This window comes from Lactobacillus corticis (assembly GCF_018327645.1).
Taxonomy (GTDB): Bacteria; Bacillota; Bacilli; order Lactobacillales; family Lactobacillaceae; genus Lactobacillus; species Lactobacillus corticis.
Genome location: NZ_BMAY01000002.1, coordinates 16,504 through 42,920 on the forward strand (window position 1 = coordinate 16,504; position 26,417 = coordinate 42,920).

Here is a 26,417-nt window from a genome sequence, read left to right on the forward strand (position 1 = left end):
TTGAAAAACTATCTCAGTCAAGATTATAACACAGCTAGGCCGGCTTTTCGGCATCGGGCTGTTTGAGCGGAAGCCGAATGATGAAACTAGTCCAGTTATCATCTGATTCACACTTGATGGTTCCATGATGCATCTCAACTACATTTTTCGAAATTGCCAAACCTAATCCCGTACCGCCGGTCTTTAAATTACGCGAAGTTTCCACTCGGTAAAAACGGTCAAAGATCTTTTTCAGGGAATCTTGGGGAATCTTTTCGCCGTTATTTTCAACGCGCAATTCAACTTCACGTTTGTTGACGGAATTGGCCACTAACTTGATCGTAGTCGCGCCCTTGCCGTACTTCAGAGCATTGCCAATTAAATTGTTATAAACGCGGACCAATTTTTCAGCATCGGCTTTAAAGGTCAATTCTTTGGGCCGAGCTTCAACTTCAAAATGAATCCCCTGTTTAGCCGCTTCCAATTCAAACCCCGCTGCTACTTGTTCCATCATGGAATAAATATGTAAATCTGACAGAGTTAGTTTGGTGGAAGTGGACTTCAGGGTTGAGTAATCAAACAAGTCATTAGCCAAGGACCGCATCTGTTCCGCCTTATTGTAGGCAATATTGATATATTTTTGCTGATCGTCCGGACTGGCCATCCCGCTCTTCAGCAAGCCTAAATAGCCGATAATAGAAGTTAGCGGAGTTCTAATGTCATGCGAAACGTTAGTAATCAATTCATCCTTAGATTTTTCGATTGCCCGTTCTTCATTAATCGAGTTAACAGTTGAATCAACCAGCAAATTAATTGAATCGATTACTTTTTGCAAATCAGGCTTAACGGCAAAGTTGATCCGGTGATCATAATGCCCGTTGGCGATGTAGTGCAGTTCCGAAATGACGTGACGCAATTGCATTTGGTGGTAGCGACGAATCAATCGCCAATACAAGACCAAAAGGTCAGCAATCATCATGGCGATCATTAAAATCCGTTGCCAGCTCCAAGTATGACTGCCGGTAAACATCAGGCTTTCTTTGATGAAAATCAGCCCATTTACCAAGTTTTTATCCTGCAGAATTGCCAAATGAAATAAGATGATGATTGACAAATTCAACAGCAGGAGCAAAACAATGGTCACAACCCCTTCAGCAAATAATTCACTCTTTTCAGCGGCGGTTAGTTTAACACGCTGTTTTTTCATGCTTAAGCTCCAACTTTGTATCCAACACCCCAAACAGTTTGAATAACTTCTTCACCACCCGTGGCAGCTTGGATCTTGTCCCGCAAGTGAGAAACGTGGACCATTACCGTCTTAGCAGAGACGATTGATTCTTGTTGCCATACGCGTTCAAAAATTTCATCAGCTGAAAAGACCCGGTTAGGGTGACTAGCTAGCAAGGATAAAATCCCAAACTCTAAGGCCGTTAATTGGATATCATTGCCATCAACGGTTTTTACTTCATGAGAATCACGGTTGATAATCAAGGGGCCGACTTCCAAGACATCCGGCGTGTCATCTTTAACCTGCTTTTGACTGCGCCGCAAGAGCGACCGTACGCGGGCCATTACTTCAAGCGGATTAAAAGGCTTAGCCACATAATCATCAGCACCGGTAATTAAGCCTTGAATCTTATCCATATCGCCAGTTTTGGCTGAGACAATAATAATCGGAATATCAGAATCTTTGCGGACTTCTTTGATGACGTCAATCCCAGTCATATTCGGCATCATCACATCCAAAATCATCAAGGCAATGTCGGGAGTGGTACTAAGCTTGGTGAGCGCTTCCTGACCGCTATATGCCCCAACCGGTTCATAGCCTTCACTCTTCAAATAAATGCTAAGCAATTCTACGATTTCTTTATCATCATCAACAACTAGGATCTTCATACAGATTCTCCTTTATATTTAGAATAGGCACCATAAATAGCTTAATTACATTTTACAGTTTTTAGGTAAGCAAGCACAATTTGCGACCCTTTTTTACGTAATTATTAAGGAAAAATTCCGCTTTTAGTTACATTTTTTACGCTTTTGCTTCGCTAGCGAACAACTTGCTCAATTCTTCAGTAAAAATTGGCGTCCAGGCATAGCGATAACCCATCATTGTTGGATGTGCATCATCAACCATATAAAATGGTTCACGTTTATTTTCTGCTCGCAGGTTTTGGTCAGCCCAGAGGTCAATAATCTTGAAGCCCCACTTCTTTTGCAGCTGGTATAGCTGTTTGATCAAATACTCATAATCGCTATCGGGTTTTCGCAGACAAGTGTAAACAACCAGCGGACAATGCCAGGTTTGCGCAACAAAGCTGCAAATGTATTCAATAGCCCCAATAGTCGTCTTTTGATCAAAATCTTCAGGATTTTTGCTTGCGCTAATTGCACCAACTGGCGCATGGCGTCGACCGTCATTGGTTGATAATTGCAACACGAAGGCATCTAAAGCGATATCAGCGGGAATATTGTGTTCCATGCGCGGAATATAACTCAGCTGACTCGTGGTTGCCAAGGTGGTGCCGCTTACCGCTTCTTTAAAGCTGATCACGCCCTTTTCCAAGCGCAGGTAATCGACAAAGGAATTATGGCGCGCAGCTGATCCTAAAGTAATTGATGAACCTAAAAAGGCAATTTTCTTATTATAAAGTGGGGTTGAAGAATCTAATAACGCGCCGTTGGGCGCATATTCCGGCTTATTTCCTTGATTGCCAATATAATTGCGTCCCCATTTGCTAAATCTTTTTCGACCTAAAACTAGTCCAGCAACCGCCAAAAAACCAAATGCTGCACCGTACCCAATAAACCGCTTTTTCATTGCGCACCTCTTTCGTTATTTCTGCTTAGCCATTGTTTTTATATTATACCTATTGCTGCTGAACGGGGCTTAAGAATGTGTAAAAAAAGAAGCTGTCGAAACAGCTCCTAAATGCTCCCAGAAATGATTCGAAAGAGACAGCAAGGTGAGTTAAAAAACAAAAAAGAAAGTAACCAAAACGAATCTTAAGTAAGACTGCGTTAAATCATTTGCTGTACTAATTTTACCACTTCAAAGGGATATTTGTATATCCTTTAAAAGTCAAAAATCAAGTTTTTGTTATTAATTACTGGATTTCCCGCTTGCCGGTGTAGAGCTCATAGTAGTAACCCTTTTGGGCAAGTAATTCTTCATGATTACCATGTTCAATAATTCGACCGTGATCTAATACCAAAATCAAATCGGAGTTAACAATCGTTGACAAACGGTGGGCAATTACAAAGCTGGTACGGCCACTCAGGAGGTTATCCATCCCTTGTTGGACCACCTTTTCCGTCCGCGTATCAATGCTTGAGGTCGCTTCATCCAGAATCATTACCGGTTCATCCGAAATCATCGCCCGGGCAATCGACAACAGCTGCATTTGACCTTGCGACAAATCGCCACCATTACCATCAATTACGGTTTCATAGCCATCATCCAGGTCATGAATAAACTCATCGGCATGGGATAATTTGGCAGCTTGGTAAACTTCATCATCACTAGCCCCTGGCCGACCAAAGCGGATATTTTCCATAATGGTACCAGTAAATAAGTGAGTTTCCTGCAAAACAATCGTGACGGATTGGCGTAAATCGTCCTTTTTAATTTGTTCTAGCGGAATTCCATCATAGGTAATGGTGCCGGAATCAATATCATAGAAGCGATTCAGCATATTGGAAATCGTTGTCTTGCCGGCACCGGTTTCCCCAACGAGGGCCACCTTCATGCCCGGTTTGGCATCAATATTGATGTGGTGCAGGATTTCTTGTCCAGGGAAGTAGCTGAAGTTTACATCGTCAAACACAATGTGGCCGCGCACCGGCACTTGCTTAACGCTGCCGTCAGCTTGCGGCAATTGCCAGTGCCAAGCTGATTTAACATTTTCATCGCTCTTGATCGTAACTTGTCCTTCGTCAGATTCTTCTGGCGTATCCATTACTTCAAAAATCCGAGCAGCCCCAGCCAAAGCCATGACAATTGAGTTTAACTGTTGCGAAATTTGGGCAATTGGCATTGAGAACTGTCTTGATAACTGCAAGAAAGCCGCAATTGCACCTAAGGACAGCGGCGCCCAATTATGAATGGCAGCTGCACCGCCGACAATCGAAATCAGCACGTAAAGCAAGTTCCCCATATTCCCCATAATTGGGAACAGGACCGTGGCATAAGCGTTGGCCCGACCGGAAGCTTGCCGCAATTCTTCGTTATATTTGTCAAAGCCAGCTTCGGCTTCAGCTTCATGAGAAAAGACCTTAACGACCTTTAAACCGTTAAGCATTTCTTCGTTGTAACCGTTGATCTGGCCCAACTTCTTTTGCTGAATTTTAAAGTTTTGCCCTGACTTGGTCGTCAAGTAACGCACAATGCCAAAACTAAGGGCAAAGATGATAAATGAGAAAATCGTCAACTGCCAACTAACTGAGAACATGGCACAGACAACAAAGACCAAGGACAAGACCGAGTTTAAAAACTGCGGAATTGATTGGGAAATCATCTGCATCAAGGTATCAATATCGTTGGTATAACGGCTCATGATGTCGCCGTATTCATTTTGATCAAAGTAAGCCAGAGGCAAATATTGCATATGCTTAAACATTTGCCGCCGCACTTTAAATTGAACTCGTTGCGCTAAAATCCCCATCAAAACCGAGTAAAGGTAGGCACAAATTGCCCCAACCACATAAATGCTCAGCATGATCAAAATTGCTCGCAATAAGGGCGCATAGTCGGGAGTTTTTTGCTTCAACAGGGGTTCAACAAAGTTGTTGATCAAGTCTTCAATAAAGAGCGAGCCGGCAACTTGGGCGGCTGCTGAAACAATTACCCCGATTGCTGAAACAATCACCATCCATGGACTGGTTTCCATGATTAGCTTCAACAACCGGCCCAGAGCAGCGGTTCGCTTAGGTTGTGTTTTTACATTTTCCAAACTGCTCACCTGCTTTCTTCCTGGAACTTGGCAATTGTACTGTACAAGTCGTTGCGCTTAATCAATTCGTCATGCGTGCCAATATCTTCAATCCGTCCGTGATTCATTACCACAATTCGATCCGCATCCTTAATTGAGACGATTCTTTGGGAGATGATAATCTTGGTGGTCTCTGGCATGTCCTTGCGCAAAGCTTCCCGAATTTGGCGTTCAGTTGCCGTATCAACCGCAGAAGTGGAATCGTCCAAGATCAAAATCTTCGGCTTTTTCAGTAGGGCACGCGCAATCGTTAACCGTTGCTTTTGCCCACCGGAAACATTGTTACCGCCTTGTTCCACGACCGTGTCGTAACCATCTTTCATTTCACTGACAAAACCGTCAGCATGCGCAGTTTTGGCAGCTTGAATTACTTCTTCATCCGTGGCATTTTCATTACCCCACAAGAGGTTAGATTTAATGGTGCCTGAGAAGAGCACGTTCTTTTGCAAAACCATTGCGACATTGTCACGCAAGGTGCGTAAATCGTAAGACTTTACATTATGGCCAGCTACCCGCACAGCACCACCATCAACATCATACAAACGAGGAATCATGGAAACCAAAGTTGACTTGGAAGAACCGGTTTCGCCGATAATCCCAATGGTTTCGCCACTCTTGATATGCAGATTGATGTCCTTTAAAGCATAGTGCTTGTCGCCTTCTTCATATTTAAAGCTAACATGATCAAAGACAATATCACCATTATTCAAGTCGGTCACTGGCTTTACCGGGTTCTTAATTGCTGGTTCTTCGTCGATTACCGCAGCAATCCGGCGACCGGATGACATGGACATAATAATTTGCGTAGAAATCATCGCCAAAATGTTTAGGGCGAACAAAACTGAATTGGAGTAAGAGAACATGGAAACTAATTGTCCAGTGGTTAATTCTCCGCCCACAATTAAGTGCGTCCCGAACCAGCAGATCAGCAGGTTGGAAATGTTCAAAACCAGCATTACGGCAAAAATCTGCATAGAAATAATTTCCATCGCTTTGGCAAAAAGCTTGTAAATATATTGCGCTGCCTTATTGAACTGCTTGATTTGTGCTTGTTCTTGCACGTAAGTCTTAACTTCCCGAATGCCCCGAACATTTTCCCGGACGGTCCGGTTCAAACGGTCATACCCTCGGAAAATCTTAGGGAAAATCGGGTTGGCAGCCATGATAATGCCTACCAGGATGATCGCAAAAATTGGTACTAAAACCACAAAAACCAGCGAAAGTTTCGGACTAACGATAACTGACATGGTTACAGCCAAAATCAGCATCATTGGCGCCCGCACGGCAATTCTAATCAACATTTGATAAGAGTTTTGCACGTTGGTAACGTCCGTGGTCATTCTCGTTACCAGACTGGCACTAGAGAATTTATCAATGTTTTCAAAAGCATAGTCCTGAGTGTGATAGAACATGTCATGTCGCAAGTTGGCTGCAAAGCCGGCTGCAGCGTGAGCTGAGGTAATACTTGCCCCTGCGCCTGACAGCAGCGACAAGATCGTCATTACCAACAGCACTCCCCCCAGCTGCCAAATAAACGACATATTGCCTTTATTAATCCCTTGGTCAATCATCATACCTACCAAATAAGGGATCAGCATTTCAATCAGCACTTCAAAAATTACCAACAGGGGTGAAGCCCATGACAACTTTTTATATTGCCGGATTGATCGCTTTAATGTTTTGATCAAGCTGTTACCTCCTTTTTCATTTACCCAAACATAACCTATACTAGGCCAAGAAACACAAAAATAAAAAAGACACACCAGGCGCCTTTCTTATTAAGCTATAAAAACCATAATATACTCAATCAAACTATATTTCTAGTAAAAAGATTGGTTATTTTTTGGACTGAACCGATTGTCTGCCCATCGTTGAGCCTACGATGCCATATTGTTTCCGGAACAAGTAACGTCCACCATAAGCTGCTGCCGCAATAATGATGTACCAAATTCCAGGCAAGACTGGATTGATCACTTGGATTGCCGGCAATGCCAAAATCCACATCCAGGCAAACAAGCCCACGATTAGGATGAAGCTGACGCCAATTAGCTTAGGCCAGCTAACTTTAGAACTACTGCCATTTGGCAAAACCCAATCCTCGTACTTGGTCATGAACACACCCATCAGAATCCCAACTGAGGCAATTGATAAGATCCCCATTGAGCTGCTGGTCTTATTGGTGTTGCTAAAGAGTTCCATAATGCCAAACAAGCCGGTAAAGATTGCTAAATACAGCAAGGCACTATCGACCGAACGTTGCCAGAAAGGTACTGGTTTAGGTGCGGCATTTTCTTCCGGATGCAGCATTTCGTTAGCTTTCATCTTTGGTGCTGCCATGTACAAGCCATTAGCCGGTTGGCCACGACGTTGTGCCTTCAAAATTTCTGGCAGCAATTCGTCAACCATGCCTCGCGCTTTTTCTTGCGTTAACTTGCCCTGACTAGCTAGTTCACGCTGCAAACGGAAAACATAGTCAGCATTCTTATTGGACAAATTTTCTCGTAATTCATCAACGCTCATTTGATCGATGGCTTCATCCATCTTTTCTTGCGCTGATTTATTTTTCAATTTTGCTTGCTTATCTTCGTCGATGTTTGCTTTTTTATCAGCCATCAGCTACCCCTAAACATTAAATCTAAATTCAATAATGTCGCCGTCTTGTACTTCGTATTCCTTGCCTTCAAGCCGTAAGCGACCAGCTTCTTTAACTTTAGCCATCGTTTCGTACTTGTCCAAATCGTCAAAGGAAACTACTTCTGCCCGAATAAAGCCACGTTCAAAGTCGGAGTGGATAACCCCGGCAACTTGCGGTGCCTTCATCCCTTCATGGAAGGTCCAGGCCCGTGTTTCGGGACCACCAGCCGTAAAGAAGGTCCGCAAACCCAAGATGTGGTAAGCTGCCCGAATCAAACGGTCAAGGCCGGACTCGGTAACACCTTCGGCTTCAAGAAATTCGGCCTTTTCATCATCATCCAAACCAGCAATTTCTTCTTCAGTGGCAGCTGAGATGCCTAAGCAGCCAGCCCCTTCTTGATCAGCGTGAGCTTTGACAATTTGGAAGTATTTGTCGCTTTCAGGATCAGCCATTGAGTCTTCAGCAATATTAGCAACGTAAATTACCGGCTTAGAAGTTAAGAGGAATAAGCCCTTAACGATCTTTTGTTCATCCTTATTGAAAGCGATCGACCGCGCACTGCCACCTTCTTCTAAAACGGGTTGCAGTTTTTCGAGTACGGCCATTTCTGCCTTGGCTTCTTTGTCGCCTTGTTGAGCAACCTTCTTTACCTTGCCAATTCGGCGGTTAACCGCATCAAGGTCGGCGATTGAAAGTTCCAAATTAATCGTATTAATGTCTTCTTCTGGATCAACCTTACCAGTAACTGAGGTAATGTTGTCATCATCAAAGGCCCGCACCACATGAATGATCGCATCGGTTTGACGAATGTTTTCCAAAAACTTGTTTCCCAAGCCTTCACCTTTGGAAGCACCCTTGACCAATCCAGCGATATCCGTAAATTCAAAAGTCGTGTGAACAATCTTTTTGGCGGGAATCAATTCTTGGATCCGGGCCAAACGTTTGTCAGGAACTTCAACCATCCCTACATTTGGTTCAATGGTTGCGAATGGGTAGTTGGCCATTTCAGCTCCTGCCTTGGTGATTGCGTTAAACAGCGTTGATTTCCCCACATTCGGCAAACCAACAATACCAGCAGTTAATGACATTTTCTTCCTCTTTTTCTATTTGAACTTCTTATATTGTAGCAAGTTTAATCAACTTGCGGACGGGCAATTTCAGCTTTTGGCACATAATTTGGCTTTTTCGCATTCACGGGGTCATTAGCCTTCGTCAAGAGCTTTTTCAAGCGTTTGTTAAAATCGCCACGGGACAGCATAATAATGCGGCCACAGCCTAAGCACTTCAATTTGATATCTGCACCCAGACGCAGAATTTCCCAATCATTGGTTTGACAAGCGTGAGGCTTTTTCATCATGACCGTATCTGCCAAATTGTAAGCAACATCAGTCATCTAAATTCACTCCTAGCAAATCTAAAATTCGGTTCAGATCTTCGGTCGACTTAAAATCAATTGATAAGTGACCATTGCCTTTTTTACCCGCGGTAATGCTTACGCTGGAGCCAAACTTATCAGCCAGCTGGCTTTCACTAGCAGTAATAAAGGCCGATTTCTTAGCTGGTTGCTTTTTGGCCTTCTTTTGATTCATCTGGCTGACAATTGCTTCGACTTTGCGCACGGGAATTGCTTCTTTTACTACCCGCTTAGCCAAGGCGTCGATCTTGCTTTTATCCTTCAAGCCTAATAAAGTCCGCGCTTGTCCCATTGAGAGTTCTCCTCTTTGCAGCAGGCGCTTGGTCTTGGTAGGCAAAGTTAATAGTCGCAAATAGTTGGCGATATATGGGCGCGATTTACCCATCCGTTTTGAAACTTCGGCCTGGGTCAAACCTAGGTTTTTTTGCAGCATATCATAGGCCTGGGCTTCTTCTAAAGGCGTTAAGTCTTCTCTTTGCAAGTTTTCCAGGACGGCAATTTCCATCATTTCGCTTTCATCAAACTTGCGAATGATGGCCGGAATGGTGGTCTTTTTGGCTAACTTGCTAGCGCGGCAACGCCGTTCACCAGCGATGATTTCATAACCGTTGACGCTTTTTCTAACAATAATCGGTTGAAAGACCCCATTCTCTGCAATTGAGTCGGCCAATTCTCGCAAAGCTTTATCGTCAAATTGCTTACGGGGTTGGTAAGGATTAGGCCGAATTTCTGCCAAGGGCAGTTCTTGAATCTCTTCCGCAGCACTTACTGGTTCATCTTCAAACAGTGCTTCTAGACCGCGACCCAGTCCGCCTTTGTGCTTATTGTCTTTACTTTTTGAGTCTCTTGCCATGAGCCTTCAACACCTCTCTTGCTAAACTGTCATAAACCTTGGCGCCTCGGGAATTAGGCGCATATTCACTAATTGCTTGACCATAGCTAGGAGCTTCCGCCAATTTCGTAATCCGCGGAATAATGGTCTTATAAACCTTTTTATTGAAGTAAGCTTGAACTTCTTTGACTACTTCTGCACCCAGGTTGGTCCGAGCATCCAGCATGGTCAACAAGACCCCTTCAACGCCGAGGTCTTTGTTAAAGTGCTTCTGGACTAACCGGATCGTGTTAAGCAGCTGGCTTAGACCTTCCATAGCGTAATATTCGCTTTGGACCGGAATCAAAATCGAATCACTTGCCGTAAAGGCATTAATCGACAATTGCCCTAAAGATGGCGGACAGTCAATGAAAATAAAATCATATTGATCGCTAATCGCATCAAGCGCTGACTTAAGTCTGGTTTCCCGCGCAATCATGCTAATCAGTTCGGTTTCGGCACCTGACAAATTAATCGTCGCCGGAACCATATCCAACTTCTTAACGCCAGTGTGATGGATCGTCTCCGTAATCGGGATTTCATCAATTAACACATTATAGATATCTTGATCAATCGAAGACTTTTCAATTCCTAACCCTGAGGTAGCATTGCCCTGTGGATCAATATCTACAATCAGGACCCGGTAGCCGCGTTCAGCAATCGCAGCTGCAAGATTGATGGTTGTAGTCGTCTTGCCGACGCCGCCTTTTTGGTTGGCAACTGAAATGACACTTACCATATTTTCCATAACCCTACTTTCTCTTCAGCTCAATCATGATCTTATAGTCATCCGGATCCTTATCTTCATGGACAACTACTTTAATGCCAGATTCGCGGGCCAATTTAACCGCATGCTTAATCGTATTGACTTGCACCTGCAAATCTTTTGGCAACCGTTTAACAATTCGCGGCTTTTCTTTGGCCTTGGCGGCTTTTGCGGCTTCTTTTTCCGCCGCTTCCTCCGCTGCTTTTTGGGCTGCTTTGGCCTGTTCTTTAGCTTCAAAGTATGCCGGCAGATCAGCGGCCATGTTTTCGGTTTCCTTGACCGTCAAATCTTCAGCCAAAATTTCATGCAAGGCCTTGATCTGATCCTCAGCTGGCAAATTCACCAAGGCTCGCCCATGACGCGCAGACAACTTGCCGCTTGCCAAATAGCTCTGCACATCGGGTTCCAATTTCAACAAGCGCAGCTTATTGGCAACATATGATTGCGACTTGCCAATTTCTTTAGCCAGTTCGGTTTGGGTCAGATGATTTAATTCCATTAAATTGCTATAGGCTTGAGCTTCATCAATGGGATTAAGGTTTTCCCGCTGCAAATTTTCAATTAAGGCGAGGCTAGCAGACTCATCATCAGTTAAATTATTGATAATGGCTGGAATCGTCGTCCAGCCTAAGCTTTGAGCCGCCCGATAGCGCCGCTCGCCGGCAATCAATTCATATCCCTGCTCATTTTCGCGAACCACTATTGGTTGTAAGAGGCCATCTTTTTTCAGGGTCTCGGCTAATTCGCGAATTGATTCATCAGAAAAACGTTTCCGTGGCTGGTAGCGATTAGGAACAATCTTCGCTAGCTCTAAATCATGAATTTGTTTATTTTTCGGCACTTCTTGACGCCGATTGAATGAAAAAAGTGACATTGACATCCTCCTACTTAAGCGGTTTTTTGGCAGGCGTCCCCGCTTGACGTGGATATTTCTGCGGCGTTGCCACCAACTTGTCAACTAAGATCAAGCTTCGTTCCTCAGCAGAAGCTGCCAGCTTAAATTCAACTTCCTGGCTGATCTGACCACCTAGTTTCTTGATGGCGCCTTGGGCAGTTTGCAACTCCTCGCTTGCCTTTGGCCCCTTAAGTGCCAAAAATTGTCCCCCCACTTTAACTAATGGCAGACAATATTCGCTTAACACGCTCATTCTAGCTACTGCTCTGGCCGTTACCAGATCAAATTGTTCCCGATATTGGGCTGCTTTGCCAGCATCTTCGGCGCGGCTATGGACCAGTTCAACCCCCGTCAAACCCAGCTGCTTAATGAGGCCTTGCAAAAAGGTTAGGCGTTTGCCGAGTGAATCAATGATCGTTAACTGTAAATCGGGCCGCAGCAATTTCAGCGGCAAAGACGGAAAGCCGGCTCCCGCACCAACATCACACACTTTAGCACCCGGCTTAAAAGCTTCGGGGAAAACCAATAAAGGCGTAATGCTATCATAAAAGTGCTTAAGATACACTTCATCTTCAGCCGTAATCCGAGTTAAATTCACGTGTTCGTTGGCAGCAACCAATTCTTTAAAATAAAGTTTAAATTGTTCCTTTTGGTCAGCCGTCAGCGTAATATTATGTTTTGATAATTCTTGGACAAATTGTTCAGGGTTCATGTTCTCACCTGTCAGCAAATTTTTCCGCAGTGTGAAACACGGAAATATACGTATACTATCCCCACAATTATGAAGTATTTTAGGGTAATCGTCAAAAATTATCCTAGCTTTTCTACAATAAAAGGAAGATAAAAATGATTATCACCATACTAGTCTTGCTATATCTAGCAATGCGCATCGTTAAGGGCTATCATACCGGGTTTATCAGCATGATTGTCGGTTTGATTTTTAGCGGTATCGCCTTTATTTTAGCCATTATGCTGCAAAACCCCGTCGGCAACTGGGTCTATCAGCAGCTCAAGACCAGTGCCACGCTTAGTCTGGAAAGCAGCCTGGAATTAATGATCTGCCGCTTTATTGCTTTCTTCGTGCTCTTTTTTATCTTAAAACGAGTGATGCGCTTAATTAGAAAAATGCTTCCCTTCCAGCACAATCAAAGTTCCAACCTCGGACACACCTTAAATAGCGTCTTAGGGGCAATTGCCTCCTTGGTAGCAGGCTATTTCTTTATGTATGTGGTCCTGTCGATGGCTAACTCCTTTGATAATGCTTGGATCAGCAGCCAAATTGCCAGCTCCAGCTTCCTGCACTTTATTATTTACAGCACTCCTGGTTTATCCAACGGCGTCTTCAAGAGCTTGTTTAGTATTAGTCGAACCGCCGCTTAAAAAAGCGATTTGCCTCATTTGGGGCAATCGCCTTTTTTTATCGATTAAAATTATCGTAAACGACATGGTCATCGTCATATACGAAAACTGCGCCAATGCGGTCAGGCTGATCATGCCAGCCAGGAAGCGGTTTACCCGCAAAAAATAGTCGTTTGCATTCAATTTCAGCATCAACGCTGTTTTTAGTAAAAGTCGTAATTCCGGCTACATCGGTTTTTACCGGATAACCAGTGCGCGGATCAATCAGATGGTGGTATTTCTTGCCGTCAATTTCCAGGTAGCGCTCATAAATGCCGCTGGTTACGGCAGAACATTCAGGCACGGAAACCACGGCAATGTTGTCGCCGCGAACTTCTTTAGGATCCTGAACGCCAACCATCCATTCGCCATTTTCGCGCTTAGGGCTGTCGCCGACTAATAAAACATTGCCGCCAAGATTAATAATCCCCGCGCGGACGCCGCCAGCTCGCCACAAATCCCGAATGCGGTCAGCAATCCAGCCCTTGGCAATTCCGCCTAAATCCAATTCCATACCAGCTTCTTCTAAATAAACCGTTTGGTTCAGGTCATCCAATTGGACTTTCCAAGGATCGGTTAACTTCATTTTTTCTTGAATTTCTGCATCGCTAGGAACCCGGGCACCTTTAAAACCAATATGCCACAGTTTAACTACTGGCCCAATCAAGGCATTAAAGCCAAAATTCTCACGACTTTTTTCTACTGCCAGCTTGATTAAACTATAAACGCCACTGGAAACCTGCACCGGATGCTGGCCAGCAGCATGATTGACATCCATGACTTCTGATTCTTCCCGGTTTACCGTCAATAAATCTTCATAGCGATCAATCAAACTAAAGGCTTGGTTGATTTGATAAGAATCATCAGTTCCGTATATTTGCAGGGTAATAATTGTGCCTAAAGCATGATGAGTGCCACTAACTACATTTAACGCTAAATCTTTGATCATTTTTTTATGCTTCCAGATATAATTCTCGCAAAGTGTCGCGCAGCATTGGCGTTACACCTAATTGATTTTTCAAATATTCTTCCATGCCGCCGTATTCTTCTTTAATTAACAACAGCGACGTATCCAAAAAGGCATCGCAAACCGAACCCAAAATTCGCATGTTCGCCCGCAGCTTTAGATTGTGGTCTTTGCGACTCAACTCCAAGTCGCGTTCTGCCCGATAGTCATTTAGCAGGTAATTGGAATAAAGGTAGTCTTGCCGGATAGTTTCCTCGCTGACGCCTAAAACCGACAAAATAAACACCACGGCTAAGCCAGTTCGATCTTTTCCCTCAGAACAGTGAAAAATCGTTGCCCCGTCCCTAGTGTTAGCTAGCAATTCCAATAAACGATGAAAAGTATGCTGGGCATGACGATGGACAACGTGATCATGGTAACGCTGGCACATCATTTCAAAGCCGGCATATTGATCTTCATGATAGCGTTGACACATCCGGGCCAAATCTGCCTGGCCGCCCTGCGTATTATCTTCATCTGAAACTGACAAATTGAAGTGCTTTACTCCCGGCAATTCATCATCCGGAGCCGCCTTGCATTCCTTGGGCGACCGCAAATCGACCACATTTACCAAGCCGTAATCCAGCAAAAACTGCCGATCCTGCTTAGACATGCCAGACATTTTACCAGTTCGCAATAACCTGTGGGACTTAATTTTATGACCTTCATAGCCGACATAACCTCCTAAATCGCGGGGGTTGCGCACTGTTTTCAGTGGTAAAACATGTGGCTCCATCTTAACTTCTTCCTCTCAAAAAAATACCAGTTAGGATCTATTCTAACTGGTATCACGTATTTACGCTAGGATAAGCCTACTTTTGCGTCTGCTTAATAAAGTCGATAAAGGTATCTACCAAGCCATCAACTTGCTTAGCAGTTGCTTCATCAGTCAATTCGCCGCTTTCCTTATCAAATTTTGCTGGTGCATGACCAATCAAAACTTCATTGCCAGGCAAAACATTGGCTGACATATCAGGCGACAACAGAATTTCCCGCGCATCTTCTTGCGCACGACTTGAACCTTGAATACCATATGAAGCACCAAGCACAGCGGCTGGTTTAAAGTGCATCAAATCAGGACCAGCATGGGAACCTAACCATTCTAAGGCACTCTTTAAAGCAGCGGGAATAGCGTGGTCATATTCAGGCGTCGTGATGATTACGCCGTCTGCTTCCTTGACGTCTTGCCGCCAAGCTTTAATGGTGTCATCTTCTTCAGCTTCCTTATAAAATGGCTTCAAACCGTCAATTTCTCTAACCTTAATATCTGCCTTGCTGCTGTTAGCCTTAGCAATATATTGCGCTAAAAAACGATTGTATGAAAATGGTGCGTTAGTACCTACTACAACTAATAATTTCATCAGTCTGCCCCCTACTTAGTGATTTGTGCATACCAGGCATCAACTTCATCAAAGAAGTGACCCAGGAACTTAACCGTACCTTCATCTTTCAAGTTGCCGGCTTCATCAAAAGCATTAGGTGCTACTGGCAACATGAATTCATCACCATTAAAGGTTTGGGCACTAAAGCCAGGGCTAGCCAAAACCGACTTCAACCGGGTTTGTGACCGCGCACCGCCTTGTGGCAAGACGGAAGTTGAAACAACCACAATCGGCTTGCCGTTAAATGCGTGAACTGAACTAGATAGCCATTCCAAAGCGCTCTTCAAAGCACTGGTTACGGAGTGTTGCTGTTCAGGTGAACCAATCAACACCAGGTCAGCTTCTTCAACTTTTTTGGCCAAGGCTAAAATTTCTTCTGGTGCGTCCACACCTTCTTTGAACATTGGCAAACCCTTGACACTAGCAAATTCAAAGTCATAGCGACTGCCGAAGTGCTTCATAATAAACTTAAGCAAGGTTCCGTTAAATGAGTTATCGGCGTTAGAGCCATTTAATGCGAGAATTTTCATAAAAACCACCTTTCACAATTGTTCTCTTTTATTATAAACAACTTTTCCATAATCGGCGTTTTTTTATTAGTAAAAAAATTAAATGAAAAGCCAGTATTAAGGCAATGAAAGCGCAAAACAGCCGGGACCTAAATCCCAGCTGTTGATAAGCATTATTTTTTGCCTGATGTCTTAAATAACGGATTTTCACCCATTTCTTCTAGGTGATCATTCACCATTGCGTCTTTAATTTGCGCTTCGACGACGCTCACAATTTGTTGTTGGTTAAATGTTGCAATCTTATTGACCAGCAATGAAGCCATTCCAATCGTAGAAATCCAATTGGCAATAACGATATGATTGATTCTTTTTTCATCAAAGCCAGTATTAGGGTATTGTTCTTTAAACTTCTCTTCACCCAAACTAATCAACATATCGGTAATAATCCCATTGCCAAACTTGCCAAAAACAAACAACGCCTGGAAAAACTTGGCGTGCTGCTCGGCAAATTCGATATAGGCCAAATCTAAGTCAATTAACGGTTTACCCGTGTAATGTTTCTGCAACGTCTCATGTCGCAATTTTTCGGAAATTCGGTCTAACACCTTAGCCCGTAAATCATCCATGTTGCTAAAATCCAAATAAATTGGCTGGGTCGAAAATTGCCCAGCCTTGGCAATATTGCGGGCGGTTAGGCTTTCCAAGCCGTCCTTAATTGCTAATTTATAGGCGACATCGATGATCTTGTCACGACCAATCTCTTTTCTTCTAGCCATATAGTCCACCTCAGCAAAACAAGCTTAAAAAATATCCTTAGTTATATTAAACACCCAAATGGCTAAAAAGTCACTTCTTTATAAAGATACCGTTATCAAAAATCCCCCAGCTGAAACAGCTGAGGGAAGTCGTGAATCAACATAGAAGCTATGCTGGCTTATTCACCATCTTCACTATTGTCGAGAAAATCATCGTAATTTTCTTGAATTAAGTCAACTAAATTTTCCTTAGGAATCCCTTGATCAGCACTAAAAGCTAAAAAGGCTGAAGATAGAATGTAGCCAATTTCCTGACCATCATCTAAGTTTTCGCTAAAGTCCATGTTGAGTTGTCCGCTTTCGGGATCAAAACCAATGTTAATAAATTTCTTTGCGTCGTCCATAATTAGCGCCTCTTTCTTGCCAAATATTGGCTTAATAAACTATGATCGATTATCATATATTTATCTTACTACATTCCCCAATTTATTAGAAAGTGTGATTCTTTATGGAAAAACCTGCAGGAAGATCATCCTGTACTTCAATTTTAATTGGCAAGTCTGCCTCAATCACCGGCAGCGTGGTAATTGGGCGGAACGAAGACGCTAAAACAGCTTGGCCCAAGCATTTGGCCTTTCATCAGCATAAAGTCTTCGACCAGGCTCCTGTCTTCAAATCAAAAGACAACAACTTCACGCTAACTCTTCCCAAGGAGCGGTTCAGCTACGACGCAACTCCCGAATGGACTGATAAGTACGGCGTGTTTGAAGAAGACGGAATTAATGAATATCATGTGGCAATGTCAGCAACTGAAAGTGCTTATGCTAACGACCGAGTGCAGGCCATTGACCCCTTCAACACCGACAGCGGCATCTTAGAAGAAGCGATGGTTTCAGTCGTTCTGCCATATGTCAAAACCGCCAAAGAAGGGGTCGAACGGCTGGGTGCCATTATTGCCGAAGCTGGTGCAGCTGAAGCCGATGGCATTTTATTTGCCGACCCTGATGAAGCTTGGTATATGGAAATTGGCTCAGGGCACCATTGGGTTGCTAAACGCATCCCTGACGACGAATACGCCGTAGTTGCCAACCAGCTGTCTATTCAAGAAGTAGCCTTTAACAGCGATGACTTTTTAGCTTCTGCCGGCCTGCGCGAATTTGTCTTCAACAATCAGCTGTGGCCAAAGGATCGGCCATTCATCTGGCGGGAAATTTTCGGCACCCATGACGATAGCGACTTGCACTACAACACCCCACGGGTATGGGAAGCCCAAAGACTTTTCAACCCGCACACTGAACAAGCTGTGCAAAGTTTCAACCTGCCGTTCAGTCGCCGACCAGAAAAGCCGCTCTCGATTCAAGATGCACAAATGATTTTGAGCGACCACTACGCCAACACGCCATATGATTTAACTAAAAAGCAAAACGCTCAAACTGCGCTCTACCGGCCAATCGGCATTGCGACTACCCAAGAATCCCACCTGCTGGAATTAAACGGCCAAAAGATGACCCACTGGCTAGCAATGGGCATCGCCAGTCAAAGCGTCTACATTCCGTTCTACCCGCAAGGAAGCAAAACGCCAGAAATGTGGGACAAGGGGACGGAAACTTACTCTTCCGATTCCGCCTACTGGGTCTTCAAACTGGCTTCAGTCTTAGTTGACCGCGATTGGAGCAAGTACGCACCGCTTTTATCCGACACCCAAAAGGCAGTTCGGCAAAAAGTCCTGCGCTTGCGCTATGAATACGATCAAAAGCTTGCAACCAGCAGCGAACAAACGGCCTTGGCGGATGAGGCTAATGCCAAGATGGCTAAAGCAGCAACTGATGCCTACCAGGAACTGATTGCTGACTTAATTACCAAGCAGACTGCCGATTCGCCATTAAAGTTCAAGATCGATCCAAATTTATAACATATTTTCTAAAAAAATAGAAAAATCACACTAGCTCAAATGCTAATGTGATTTTTTATTTACGCTTTTTCAAAAAGTGTTATGTTATTTAAAACATTACCTGCTTGGGCTACTTTTCTTTGGTCAATTGCCCATCAAGCATTTGGTAGATGTGATCAGCATACTGCTTCAGTCGTTCATCGTGCGTTACCAAAATAATCGCCTTATCCCGGCTGCGGGCCAGATTTTGGAACAGCTTGCCGACTTCGGCAACATTAGCCGAGTCAAGAGAAGCAGTTGGTTCATCCGCCAGCAAAAATGTTGGATCCGCATATAAAGCCCGTGCAATTGAAACCCGCTGCTGCTGACCGCCGGAAAGTTCACCCGGATATTTCTTGGTCAACTTGTCCACGCCTAATTGTTTAAGCAGCTTAGCTAGTTCAGCTTGGCTCAAGTTGCCTTGCTTTTTAACTTTATCGACCAGCTTGAACTGATCGGCGACAGTTAAATATGGAACGAGGTTATAAGCTTGCAAAACAAAGCCAATCTTGTTCAAACGCAGACTATTAGTTTCTTTGTTAGATAAGTTGCTAATATCTTGCCCATCAACGACAATCTTGCCGCTAGTGGCTTTTTGCAAAGAACCAACTATCGTCAGCATCGTACTCTTACCAGCACCACTGGGACCCATAATTAAAACCACTTCGCCTTTTTCAGCCTTGAAATTGATCCCTTTCAGGGCGTTTACAGCTGCGTCGCCTTTACCGTAAACCTTGGTTACATTCGTTAATTCAATCGCTGCCATTTTTATGCTCCAATCGCTGAAACTGGGTCAACTTTCAAGATTGACCGTACTGGAATCAAACTGCCGATTAAGCCCATCAAGAGCATCCCGACGCTGCCTGCAAGCATAATTGCCGGCGTGAATGCCATTGGCACAACTGGTGGCATGGCCGCCATCGTAATTGTCATCATGATTAAGCCTAAAGCAACGCCAAGCACCATCAGAATTAATGATTGAATCATGGTAGCGCCAACTAAAGTGCGGCTGGGAATCCCTTGTGCCCGCATAACAGCGAAGTTGTTCAGCTTTTGCATGGTTAAGATGTACAAGAAAACTGCCACAACGATCAAGGAAATCACAAACAAGAAGCCGATCATCATTTCAAAAGTCATGTTTTGAGCAGTGTAGCCTGGCAGCTTGTTAATGAAGTGCTTGATGTCGTAAGTCTTGGCATTCTTGTGCTTATATGACAACGACTTTTGTGAAACTACCCCGGAAGCCACTACGTTAGGTGCAGTTACGTGCAATTTCTTCCAAGTAGCTAAACTGCCGTAGATGATTGGTGCAATGTTGATCTTGGCATTTTTAACAAAACCAACGATCTTGTACTTGCCTTTAGTTCCGCTCAAAGTAATCTTGTCGCCCAGCTTGTAGCCACGCTGTTGAAAAGCTTGATCGACCACTACTTCATGGTTGGTCTTAGCCTTGCGCCCGCTAGTCAGCTCCAAATCTTTATAAATGAATTCAGATTTCTTAATGCCCAAAAATTGTGCAGATAAAGAAGGTCGGCCACTCTTCTTGGCAACCGTAGCAGTTTGCCCGACATAGGCATCATGCTTGGTTAAATCTAAATTTTTCAAATCATTCTTAGTCAGAACTGACTGGTTCATGCTCAAGTTAGCATTTTGATTTAAAATTACGCTTTTAGCCTGCCAGCTTTCCAGCGCTTGCGTGTTTTCGCTGGCCAAGCCGATAGCTAATGATGACAACATAAAGATCAGATAGCTGATCAGAAAAATAATCAAAACAATTAAGCCGTAACGCAGCTTTTCATGTTTGATTTCCTTTAATGCTAGGAACATTTTTTACCCCTTATGCAATATCTCCAATACTTTTTTAAAGCGATCAAAGTTGGCTTGCCGATTCTCCGGATCAAACAAACCAAGTTTAATGGTCGCATGACTCAGTTCCATCACAGCCCAAATTTTCGGGGGGATTCGCAGCAAACGAGCTGAACTCTTTTGCACGTCGCTTCCTACTTGGCTTTCGTTATAAGCCAAGTGCATTTTGATTAGATCATAATATTGACTGTGCTCAGCCTGATCCACAAACCGGGCTACCCGTTGATAAATTGCTTCAACCGAGAAGTCCCGTTCATCGATTCCCGTGTGGATATCCTTCATGGCCAATTGGTACACGTAGTTGTAAGCATCAGTCAGATCATCAAAGTACTTGTAGAAAGCCCCTCTGGCAATCCCGGCTTCCTTAACGATCCGCGCTACTTGCGCGTCGGTTAATTTATGTGAACTGAATTCGGTTAGTAAAGCGGAAGTTACACGCTGCTTTTTGTCAGCAGACAGGTTTTCGAAAGTTGCTTTTACCATAGTTTCCTCCAAGTGACACCGTGTCACTTTGCCTTACGTTCTCTATTATCCGCGAAAGTGACACCATGTCAATAAATTTGAATAAAAAAAGAGCAGAACTTGCTCTTTCCATTCTAACTTAAAGCAGGGTGCGGTTGTAGTACATCAAGCGCCAAGTCCCTGCTTTATGGGAAAATTTCACCATCCCCAAATTATCCAGCATGGCAACCTGGGTGAAGTTGCCGTTAGTCAATAAATGCGCGCTAGCAGCTCGAATCAAAGTACTGTGGCTGAAAACGACAATTTTGTCATGCGGATGCTGCGCCAGCAGGTCATCAAGAAAAGCTCCAGCCCGCTGGCGGCAATGCTCTTGGGTTTCACCATGGCCATATTGGTAGTAGCCAGCAGAAATTTTACCCCAAGCATCATAGGCGTCAGGATACAGCTGGCGTAATTTAGCAGATTCCTTGCCGTCCCAAGTACCATAGTCAAACTCTAACAGGCGCTGGTCCTGAATGATCGGCTGATGACCACGTACAAAAATTTGGGCCGTCTCTAGTGCCCGTTTAGCTGGGCTTGAATACACCAAGTCATAAAGATCGGGATTAAATTTTTCAGCAGCCCGATAGGCATCTGTCCGCCCTTGATCATTTAAGGGGTAGTCAAAACGGCTGCCCTGGATTCGATGCTGGCGGTTAAGTTCTGTTTGTCCATGTCGAATAAGTGTTATTTCCATCTGTTCTTCCTTTGTTTCTTAAGCAGCTTTACCGTTTTTTTAGTCAATTAGCTACTAAAAAGGCTACAATTAAGTTAGAAAAAATACAACTGAAAGGGAACTATCATGGGAAAAATCACAATACAACGAGATGGCTTGACCTTAGTCGGCGAACGAGAAGAACCCTTCGGCGAAATTTATGACATGGCCATTTTGATGCATGGCTTCACCAGTAATCGTAATACGCCGCTTTTGCGGACAATCGCCAATCATTTGCGCGATGAAAATGTTGCCAGTGTCAGATTTGATTTCAACGGCCATGGCGATAGCGACGGTGAATTTGAAAAGATGACGGTAGCTAACGAAATTGCGGATGCGCAGGCAATCCTAGAATACGTCCGGACTGATCCGCATGTCCGCAGCATTTATTTAGTCGGCCACTCGCAAGGCGGAGTGGTGGCTTCAATGCTGGCCGGACTTTATCCGGATGTCATTAAAAAACTCGTGCTCTTGGCACCGGCTGCGGTTTTAAAAGACGATGCTAAAAACGGCAATACCCAAGGAGCCCGCTACAATCCCGACCACATCCCCAATTATGTGCCTTTAGGCGATAAGCATCTTGGGGGCTTTTACTTGCGGGTTGCACAAGTTTTGCCAATTTACGAGATTGCGGGACGCTACTACGGCGACAGTCTGGTAATTGCGGCCGAGCATGATCAAATTGTTCCTAAAAAATACCTGGATAAATATCATGAGATCTATTCCCGCAGTCAACTGATCACCATCCCTAACGCTGACCATAGTTTTACTGCTGAATTTACACAGCCAGCTGCTGAAAAAGTTTGCGACTTTCTCAAACCGCTCTTTTAATGCCGCGTAAAATCAAACTCAGTACGGAAAACGTAATTCGTTTCCGTGCTGTTTTTTTCGTCAAAAACAAAGCCAAAATCGTTAAACTCACGCAGTTCTTCGGGCTGATCAAGGGCCTTTTCACAGATAAACTTGGTTAATTCCCCCCGGGCCATTTTGGCATGAACCCCGACTGTCTTCCATTTACCCTGCTTAAGCTCTTGAAAATCAACCGTGATCATGGTGCGACCATTGCCTAAATAAGGTGCGATAGCCTTGGAATATTCTTTAGAAGCCAGATTAATCACAGTGTCAGTATCTTGGAACAGGTTATCAGCTAATTTGCTGCCCCAGAAATGATATAAATTGCCATCGCCAAAACCCGGAAGTTTATTTTTCATCTCCAAGCGATAAGGATTAACTCCGTCAAACAATCGCAAAACCCCGTAAAGTCCAGATAAAATCCGCACATGATCCTGCATAAAAGCTAAAGCTGCCTGGTCAAAAATATCCGGGGTCAGGTACTGGTATTGGATGCCGCTAAATGAGAAAACTGCCGGCGTTAAATTCTCCGTAAAATTCAAGTCCTGCAATTGGTCGATTCCCACCTGCGTAATTGCCGGACTTGACTGCCAAATCGCTGCTAATTGTTCACGGTTTTGCGTAAGCAAAAAGTCCCGCAGTTCTTTAGCTTCAGGCAAAAATTGCGGGGGCGTTTTGGCTGAAAAATCGTTGTTCTTAACTTCCATCTTCATGGCTGGGGAAATAATTGTTTTCATGGTCATCCTCTTTTTCGTTCTTTCGTGCTTTTCGTTCTTTTTTACTATTCTAACCTAAATCGTTGCAAATACCGGAAAACTGCTTCACACTGATAAGAAGAATGTTTTAGGAGGAAATTATGAATCCAGATTTTGGCTTAATTTTGCATTTTGACAGCAAGCAAAACCCCGACGACTTAGTCAAGCTTGCCCGCAATATCGGCGCTCGAGCAGTCAGCTTTGACCAAGTTACGCCTGAAGTTGAGGCAGCTTTAGATAAATACACGATTAAATTAGCTGACCAAAGCGGCGTTGACCTGCCCGAAGATCCAGTTGACTTAATGGTCAAAAACCGCCTAGCTGGCAAGGCGACTTGTTTCAACATCCCGACAGCGAATGGGCAAATTGAGCAAACAACTAAAGCCAAGCTTGAACAGATCAACGAATGGATCCACTTATTCGGCCATGCCTTTAACGAAAGTACCAACAGCGAGCTAACGGTCGACGGCGACGGCTACATTATGGAAAACCGTCACATGGCCTACCAGAAGTATGTTTATCTGCATACGCCATTTCCAAAGTCAATCGTCGTCAAGGGCTTGGATCAGGCACCTAACCGGGTTGAATTGATCGACCAGCGAGTGGAGCTGGACTTTAAGTTTGACCAGGATTTAACTATCGAACTTCCAGAAATTGCAACGCCATTTGCTTGGATTATCGTTCGCATCCAGGCTCACCGCGAAGAAGATGACTGGGAAGAAACCAAATTTTAATTTGTTAACAGAAAAAGCAGCTTGGAAATTTCTAAACTGCTTTTTTTCTTACTTCAAAATTTCACTAATTCGACCATGATGCTGCTCTAGCAACTCTTTAGCTTCACTAGCTTTCTTGCCAGTCTTTGCCATCACAATAGCAACCGGGACATTATTGTCAGCATCCCTTAGAAGTTCAGCTGCTTTATCAGGCGAAATCCCGACCGCAGCATTAATAATCCGACATGCCCGGTCTACCAGCTTCTGATTAGTTGGCAAAACATCAACCATGACATTTTCATAAACCTTGCCCTGCTGGACCATCACTCCAGTAGAGATCATATTCAAAATCATCTTTTGCGCCGTTCCGGCCTTCATTCTAGTCGAACCGGTAACTACTTCCGGACCAGTCACAGCTTCAATCGCAATGTCGGCATGCTGACCAATTTGGCTGTCTTTAACGCATGCCACTGAAACTCCTAAAGCACCGACTTCTTTAGCATAATCCAAACCGCCAATAACATATGGCGTCCTACCCGATGCTGCTAGGCCAATTACAGTGTCGTCTGCGGTTAGGTCCAGCTTTTGCAAGTCAGCTCGAGCTAATTTCGGTGAATCTTCCGCCCCTTCAACAGCCTGGTACATTGCGCTAGCTCCACCAGCGATTAAGCCGACTGCCCGCTCAGGACTAATGCCGTAAGTGGGCACCAATTCGACTGCATCTAAGACTCCCAAGCGTCCGCTAGTACCGGCGCCAAGATAGATGATGCGGCCACCTTTAGCATAGCGCTTGCTAATCGCAGTTATGGCCTGCGCGATTGCCTGATCAGCTTGGGCAACTGCTAAAGCTACCGCCTGATCTTCGTGATTAATTGTCTTGACTAAATCCAGCGCAGACATTTGATCCAAATGCATCGTATTTGGATTGCGCTGTTCAGTAGTTAAATCTTTAATTGCCATTATTCTGGATACATTTCGTTAATTCGGTCTTCATCAACGCCGAAGAACCAAGTAATAATAAAACCGCCAAGGTAAGCTACCAGCAGAGCTAGCAGGAATTGCCATTGCTGTCCTGGTTTCATAATCAGCAAACCAAACAAACCCGATACGCCCTGAGAAATCGCACCTAAGTGGAACAAAGAAGCTGCGATTCCGCCAAAACCGGCTCCCAGGCAGGCAGTTACAAAGGCCCGGCCTAGAGGTAAAGTAACGGCGTACATCAATGGTTCGCCAACCCCTAAAACAGCAACCGGAATTGAAGACATTACGATCTTCTTGAAACGCTTGTTCTTTGATTTGAAGAATAGTGCCAGTCCTGCACCGACTTGACCGCCGCCGGCCATCATCAAAATTGGCAGCAGGTAGTTGATCCCTTTAGTCGGACCATTCGGGTTGTTCAACATGACGTGAATTGGCGTCAAGGCTTGGTGCAAACCAACTGATACCAGTGGCAAGAAGCTAGCAGACAATAAGTAGCCGCCGATCCAGCTTAATTTGTCATAGAAGAAGTCCATCACCACGTAAATAACGTTAGTCAGCCATGAACCAAGCGGCTGCAGGAAGACTACCGCAATCAAGCCACAAACGATTAAAGTTAACAGCGGCGTAAAGAAGGTATCGAGGATATTGGGCATCCAGCTTCTAATCCACCGTTCAACATAAGCAATGAAAATACCAATGAACAAAGCAGTTAAAATACCGCCTACCCCGGTAACGTAAGCCTTGTTGGTCAAAGGCATCACAATCTTGGTATTAGCTAAAGGAAAAGCAGTTGTTCCTAAACTCAAGCAATAGATACCGCCGATTGCCCCTAAAACCGGGCTGCCCTTGAATTCCTTAGCAGCACTTTGGGCTACCAATAAAGGCAAGAAGGCAAATAGCCCCCAGCCAATGGTCTTGATCGTCGCGTACCACCAGTCGTTGGCAAAAGCAGCGCCAGTCTGAAAGTCGATTACATTAGCCAGGCCATTAACTAACCCAGCTGCAATAATCCCAGGCAAAAGCGGAATAAAGACATTGGCAATATGCTGCAAGCCGCGTTGCAAAGGCTTATCATGCTTAGCTTTATTAGCCGCCTTGTTTTCTTTGGCCGTTTCTTTAACGGCTGCCAAGGTATCTTCACCTTCAGCAACTGGTTTGACCTTAGAAATTTGCCCAATTGCCTCAGCTACTTTGGTAACCTTGCCTGGTCCCAAGACCACTTGCAAGGTATCGGCCTTGACCACTCCTAAAACTCCATCAACTTTTTTCAGTTCATCAATTTGAACCTGATCCATATCCTTGATGGTCAAACGCAACCGCGTCATGCATGAAATACATGCTTGAACGTTGTCTTCTCCACCAACAAGGGACAAGATTTTTTGTGCTAGTTCCTTATCGTTCATAACCCATACTCTCCTAATAACTAAAAAAAGCAACACGTGCTTCGTGTTACTTCTAAGTATACCATTTTTTATTTAGTTATTAGACCAATTTTATAATTTG

29 protein-coding genes are annotated in these 26,417 nt (G+C 44.2%); 4 read left to right on the forward strand and 25 right to left on the reverse strand.

From position 1 onward, the window contains the following. Positions 1-34 precede the first annotated feature (34 nt). From KI210_RS01370 to rsmG, 12 genes are all read right to left on the reverse strand, one after another. Positions 35-1,186, reverse strand: a complete 1,152-nt coding sequence (locus tag KI210_RS01370; RefSeq protein WP_212780103.1) for a sensor histidine kinase — start codon at positions 1,184-1,186, stop codon at positions 35-37. 2 nt (positions 1,187-1,188) lie between these two features. Next, on the reverse strand, positions 1,189-1,875 hold the full coding sequence (croR, locus tag KI210_RS01375) for a response regulator transcription factor CroR (RefSeq protein WP_212780104.1): 687 nt from the start codon (positions 1,873-1,875) through the stop codon (positions 1,189-1,191). 136 nt (positions 1,876-2,011) lie between these two features. Further along, the gene (locus tag KI210_RS01380) at positions 2,012-2,800 is read right to left on the reverse strand and encodes an SGNH/GDSL hydrolase family protein (RefSeq protein WP_212780105.1); all 789 of its coding nucleotides are present in this window, start codon (positions 2,798-2,800) and stop codon (positions 2,012-2,014) included. Positions 2,801-3,086: 286 nt separating this feature from the next. Beyond that, positions 3,087-4,931, reverse strand: a complete 1,845-nt coding sequence (locus KI210_RS01385; protein WP_246487299.1) for an ABC transporter ATP-binding protein — start codon at positions 4,929-4,931, stop codon at positions 3,087-3,089. Between the two features lie 5 nt (positions 4,932-4,936). After that, entirely contained in the window at positions 4,937-6,658 is a 1,722-nt protein-coding gene (locus KI210_RS01390; RefSeq protein ID WP_212780106.1) for an ABC transporter ATP-binding protein, read from the reverse strand. 148 nt (positions 6,659-6,806) lie between these two features. Next, positions 6,807-7,583, reverse strand: a complete 777-nt coding sequence (locus KI210_RS01395) for a DUF1129 family protein (RefSeq protein WP_212780107.1) — start codon at positions 7,581-7,583, stop codon at positions 6,807-6,809. A 9-nt stretch (positions 7,584-7,592) separates the two neighbouring features. After that, entirely contained in the window at positions 7,593-8,693 is a 1,101-nt protein-coding gene (gene ychF, locus KI210_RS01400; protein ID WP_212780108.1) for a redox-regulated ATPase YchF, read from the reverse strand. A 44-nt stretch (positions 8,694-8,737) separates the two neighbouring features. Then, positions 8,738-8,998 carry a DUF951 domain-containing protein gene (locus tag KI210_RS01405; RefSeq protein WP_212780109.1) on the reverse strand — a complete coding sequence of 87 codons (261 nt, stop codon included), beginning with the start codon at positions 8,996-8,998 and terminating at the stop codon, positions 8,738-8,740. Continuing rightward, positions 8,991-9,872 carry a ParB/RepB/Spo0J family partition protein gene (locus tag KI210_RS01410; RefSeq protein WP_212780110.1) on the reverse strand — a complete coding sequence of 294 codons (882 nt, stop codon included), beginning with the start codon at positions 9,870-9,872 and terminating at the stop codon, positions 8,991-8,993. Before KI210_RS01410 ends, KI210_RS01405 begins: the two co-directional genes overlap by 8 nt. Next, entirely contained in the window at positions 9,850-10,629 is a 780-nt protein-coding gene (locus KI210_RS01415) for a ParA family protein (protein ID WP_212780272.1), read from the reverse strand. Before KI210_RS01415 ends, KI210_RS01410 begins: the two co-directional genes overlap by 23 nt. A 13-nt stretch (positions 10,630-10,642) precedes the next feature. Then, entirely contained in the window at positions 10,643-11,530 is an 888-nt protein-coding gene (gene noc, locus KI210_RS01420) for a nucleoid occlusion protein (protein ID WP_212780111.1), read from the reverse strand. A gap of 10 nt (positions 11,531-11,540) precedes the next feature. Next, complete coding sequence (rsmG, locus tag KI210_RS01425) at positions 11,541-12,263, reverse strand: 16S rRNA (guanine(527)-N(7))-methyltransferase RsmG (RefSeq protein WP_212780112.1); 723 nt, start codon at positions 12,261-12,263, stop codon at positions 11,541-11,543. 134 nt (positions 12,264-12,397) lie between these two features. Between rsmG and KI210_RS01430 the strand changes: the two genes are divergently transcribed. Continuing rightward, on the forward strand, positions 12,398-12,931 hold the full coding sequence (locus KI210_RS01430) for a CvpA family protein (protein WP_212780113.1): 534 nt from the start codon (positions 12,398-12,400) through the stop codon (positions 12,929-12,931). Positions 12,932-12,968: 37 nt separating this feature from the next. On the opposite strand, the gene KI210_RS01435 is transcribed toward KI210_RS01430, so the two are convergent. From KI210_RS01435 to KI210_RS01460, 6 genes are all read right to left on the reverse strand, one after another. Beyond that, positions 12,969-13,898, reverse strand: coding sequence for an FAD:protein FMN transferase (locus KI210_RS01435; RefSeq protein ID WP_212780114.1), 930 nt, complete (start codon positions 13,896-13,898; stop codon positions 12,969-12,971). 4 nt (positions 13,899-13,902) lie between these two features. After that, a complete protein-coding gene (locus KI210_RS01440; protein ID WP_212780115.1) occupies positions 13,903-14,691 on the reverse strand; it encodes a tyrosine-protein phosphatase in 789 nt (262 codons plus the stop codon). Between the two features lie 76 nt (positions 14,692-14,767). After that, positions 14,768-15,316, reverse strand: a complete 549-nt coding sequence (locus KI210_RS01445) for an NADPH-dependent FMN reductase (RefSeq protein ID WP_212780116.1) — start codon at positions 15,314-15,316, stop codon at positions 14,768-14,770. Between the two features lie 11 nt (positions 15,317-15,327). Further along, the gene (locus tag KI210_RS01450) at positions 15,328-15,867 is read right to left on the reverse strand and encodes an NADPH-dependent FMN reductase (protein ID WP_212780117.1); all 540 of its coding nucleotides are present in this window, start codon (positions 15,865-15,867) and stop codon (positions 15,328-15,330) included. A gap of 152 nt (positions 15,868-16,019) precedes the next feature. Further along, entirely contained in the window at positions 16,020-16,622 is a 603-nt protein-coding gene (locus tag KI210_RS01455; RefSeq protein WP_212780118.1) for a TetR/AcrR family transcriptional regulator, read from the reverse strand. A gap of 158 nt (positions 16,623-16,780) precedes the next feature. Next, positions 16,781-17,005: a hypothetical protein gene (locus KI210_RS01460; RefSeq protein WP_212780119.1), complete on the reverse strand. Its 225-nt coding sequence runs from the start codon at positions 17,003-17,005 to the stop codon at positions 16,781-16,783. 104 nt (positions 17,006-17,109) lie between these two features. Between KI210_RS01460 and KI210_RS01465 the strand changes: the two genes are divergently transcribed. Continuing rightward, the gene (locus KI210_RS01465) at positions 17,110-18,513 is read left to right on the forward strand and encodes a C69 family dipeptidase (protein WP_212780120.1); all 1,404 of its coding nucleotides are present in this window, start codon (positions 17,110-17,112) and stop codon (positions 18,511-18,513) included. 109 nt (positions 18,514-18,622) lie between these two features. On the opposite strand, the gene KI210_RS01470 is transcribed toward KI210_RS01465, so the two are convergent. The 4 genes from KI210_RS01470 to KI210_RS01485 all read right to left on the reverse strand — a co-directional run bounded on the left by KI210_RS01470 (position 18,623) and on the right by KI210_RS01485 (position 21,595). Beyond that, positions 18,623-19,297 (reverse strand): ABC transporter ATP-binding protein, encoded by a 675-nt coding sequence (locus KI210_RS01470; protein ID WP_212780121.1) that lies wholly within the window; start codon positions 19,295-19,297, stop codon positions 18,623-18,625. Positions 19,298-19,299: 2 nt separating this feature from the next. Beyond that, on the reverse strand, positions 19,300-20,358 hold the full coding sequence (locus tag KI210_RS01475; protein WP_212780122.1) for an ABC transporter permease: 1,059 nt from the start codon (positions 20,356-20,358) through the stop codon (positions 19,300-19,302). A gap of 3 nt (positions 20,359-20,361) precedes the next feature. After that, on the reverse strand, positions 20,362-20,880 hold the full coding sequence (locus tag KI210_RS01480) for a TetR/AcrR family transcriptional regulator (RefSeq protein WP_212780123.1): 519 nt from the start codon (positions 20,878-20,880) through the stop codon (positions 20,362-20,364). A 118-nt stretch (positions 20,881-20,998) separates the two neighbouring features. Beyond that, the gene (locus KI210_RS01485) at positions 20,999-21,595 is read right to left on the reverse strand and encodes a histidine phosphatase family protein (protein ID WP_212780124.1); all 597 of its coding nucleotides are present in this window, start codon (positions 21,593-21,595) and stop codon (positions 20,999-21,001) included. A gap of 105 nt (positions 21,596-21,700) precedes the next feature. Between KI210_RS01485 and KI210_RS01490 the strand changes: the two genes are divergently transcribed. Next, positions 21,701-22,444 (forward strand): alpha/beta hydrolase, encoded by a 744-nt coding sequence (locus KI210_RS01490; protein WP_212780125.1) that lies wholly within the window; start codon positions 21,701-21,703, stop codon positions 22,442-22,444. On the opposite strand, the gene yaaA is transcribed toward KI210_RS01490, so the two are convergent. Further along, positions 22,441-23,202 (reverse strand): peroxide stress protein YaaA, encoded by a 762-nt coding sequence (gene yaaA / locus KI210_RS01495; RefSeq protein ID WP_212780126.1) that lies wholly within the window; start codon positions 23,200-23,202, stop codon positions 22,441-22,443. The genes KI210_RS01490 and yaaA overlap by 4 nt on opposite strands. Before the next feature lie 119 nt (positions 23,203-23,321). Between yaaA and KI210_RS01500 the strand changes: the two genes are divergently transcribed. Beyond that, positions 23,322-23,954: a hypothetical protein gene (locus KI210_RS01500; RefSeq protein WP_212780127.1), complete on the forward strand. Its 633-nt coding sequence runs from the start codon at positions 23,322-23,324 to the stop codon at positions 23,952-23,954. A gap of 48 nt (positions 23,955-24,002) precedes the next feature. On the opposite strand, the gene murQ is transcribed toward KI210_RS01500, so the two are convergent. After that, complete coding sequence (murQ, locus tag KI210_RS01505) at positions 24,003-24,893, reverse strand: N-acetylmuramic acid 6-phosphate etherase (RefSeq protein WP_212780128.1); 891 nt, start codon at positions 24,891-24,893, stop codon at positions 24,003-24,005. After that, the gene (locus tag KI210_RS01510; protein ID WP_212780129.1) at positions 24,893-26,317 is read right to left on the reverse strand and encodes a PTS transporter subunit EIIC; all 1,425 of its coding nucleotides are present in this window, start codon (positions 26,315-26,317) and stop codon (positions 24,893-24,895) included. Before KI210_RS01510 ends, murQ begins: the two co-directional genes overlap by 1 nt. Positions 26,318-26,417: the final 100 nt, after the last annotated feature.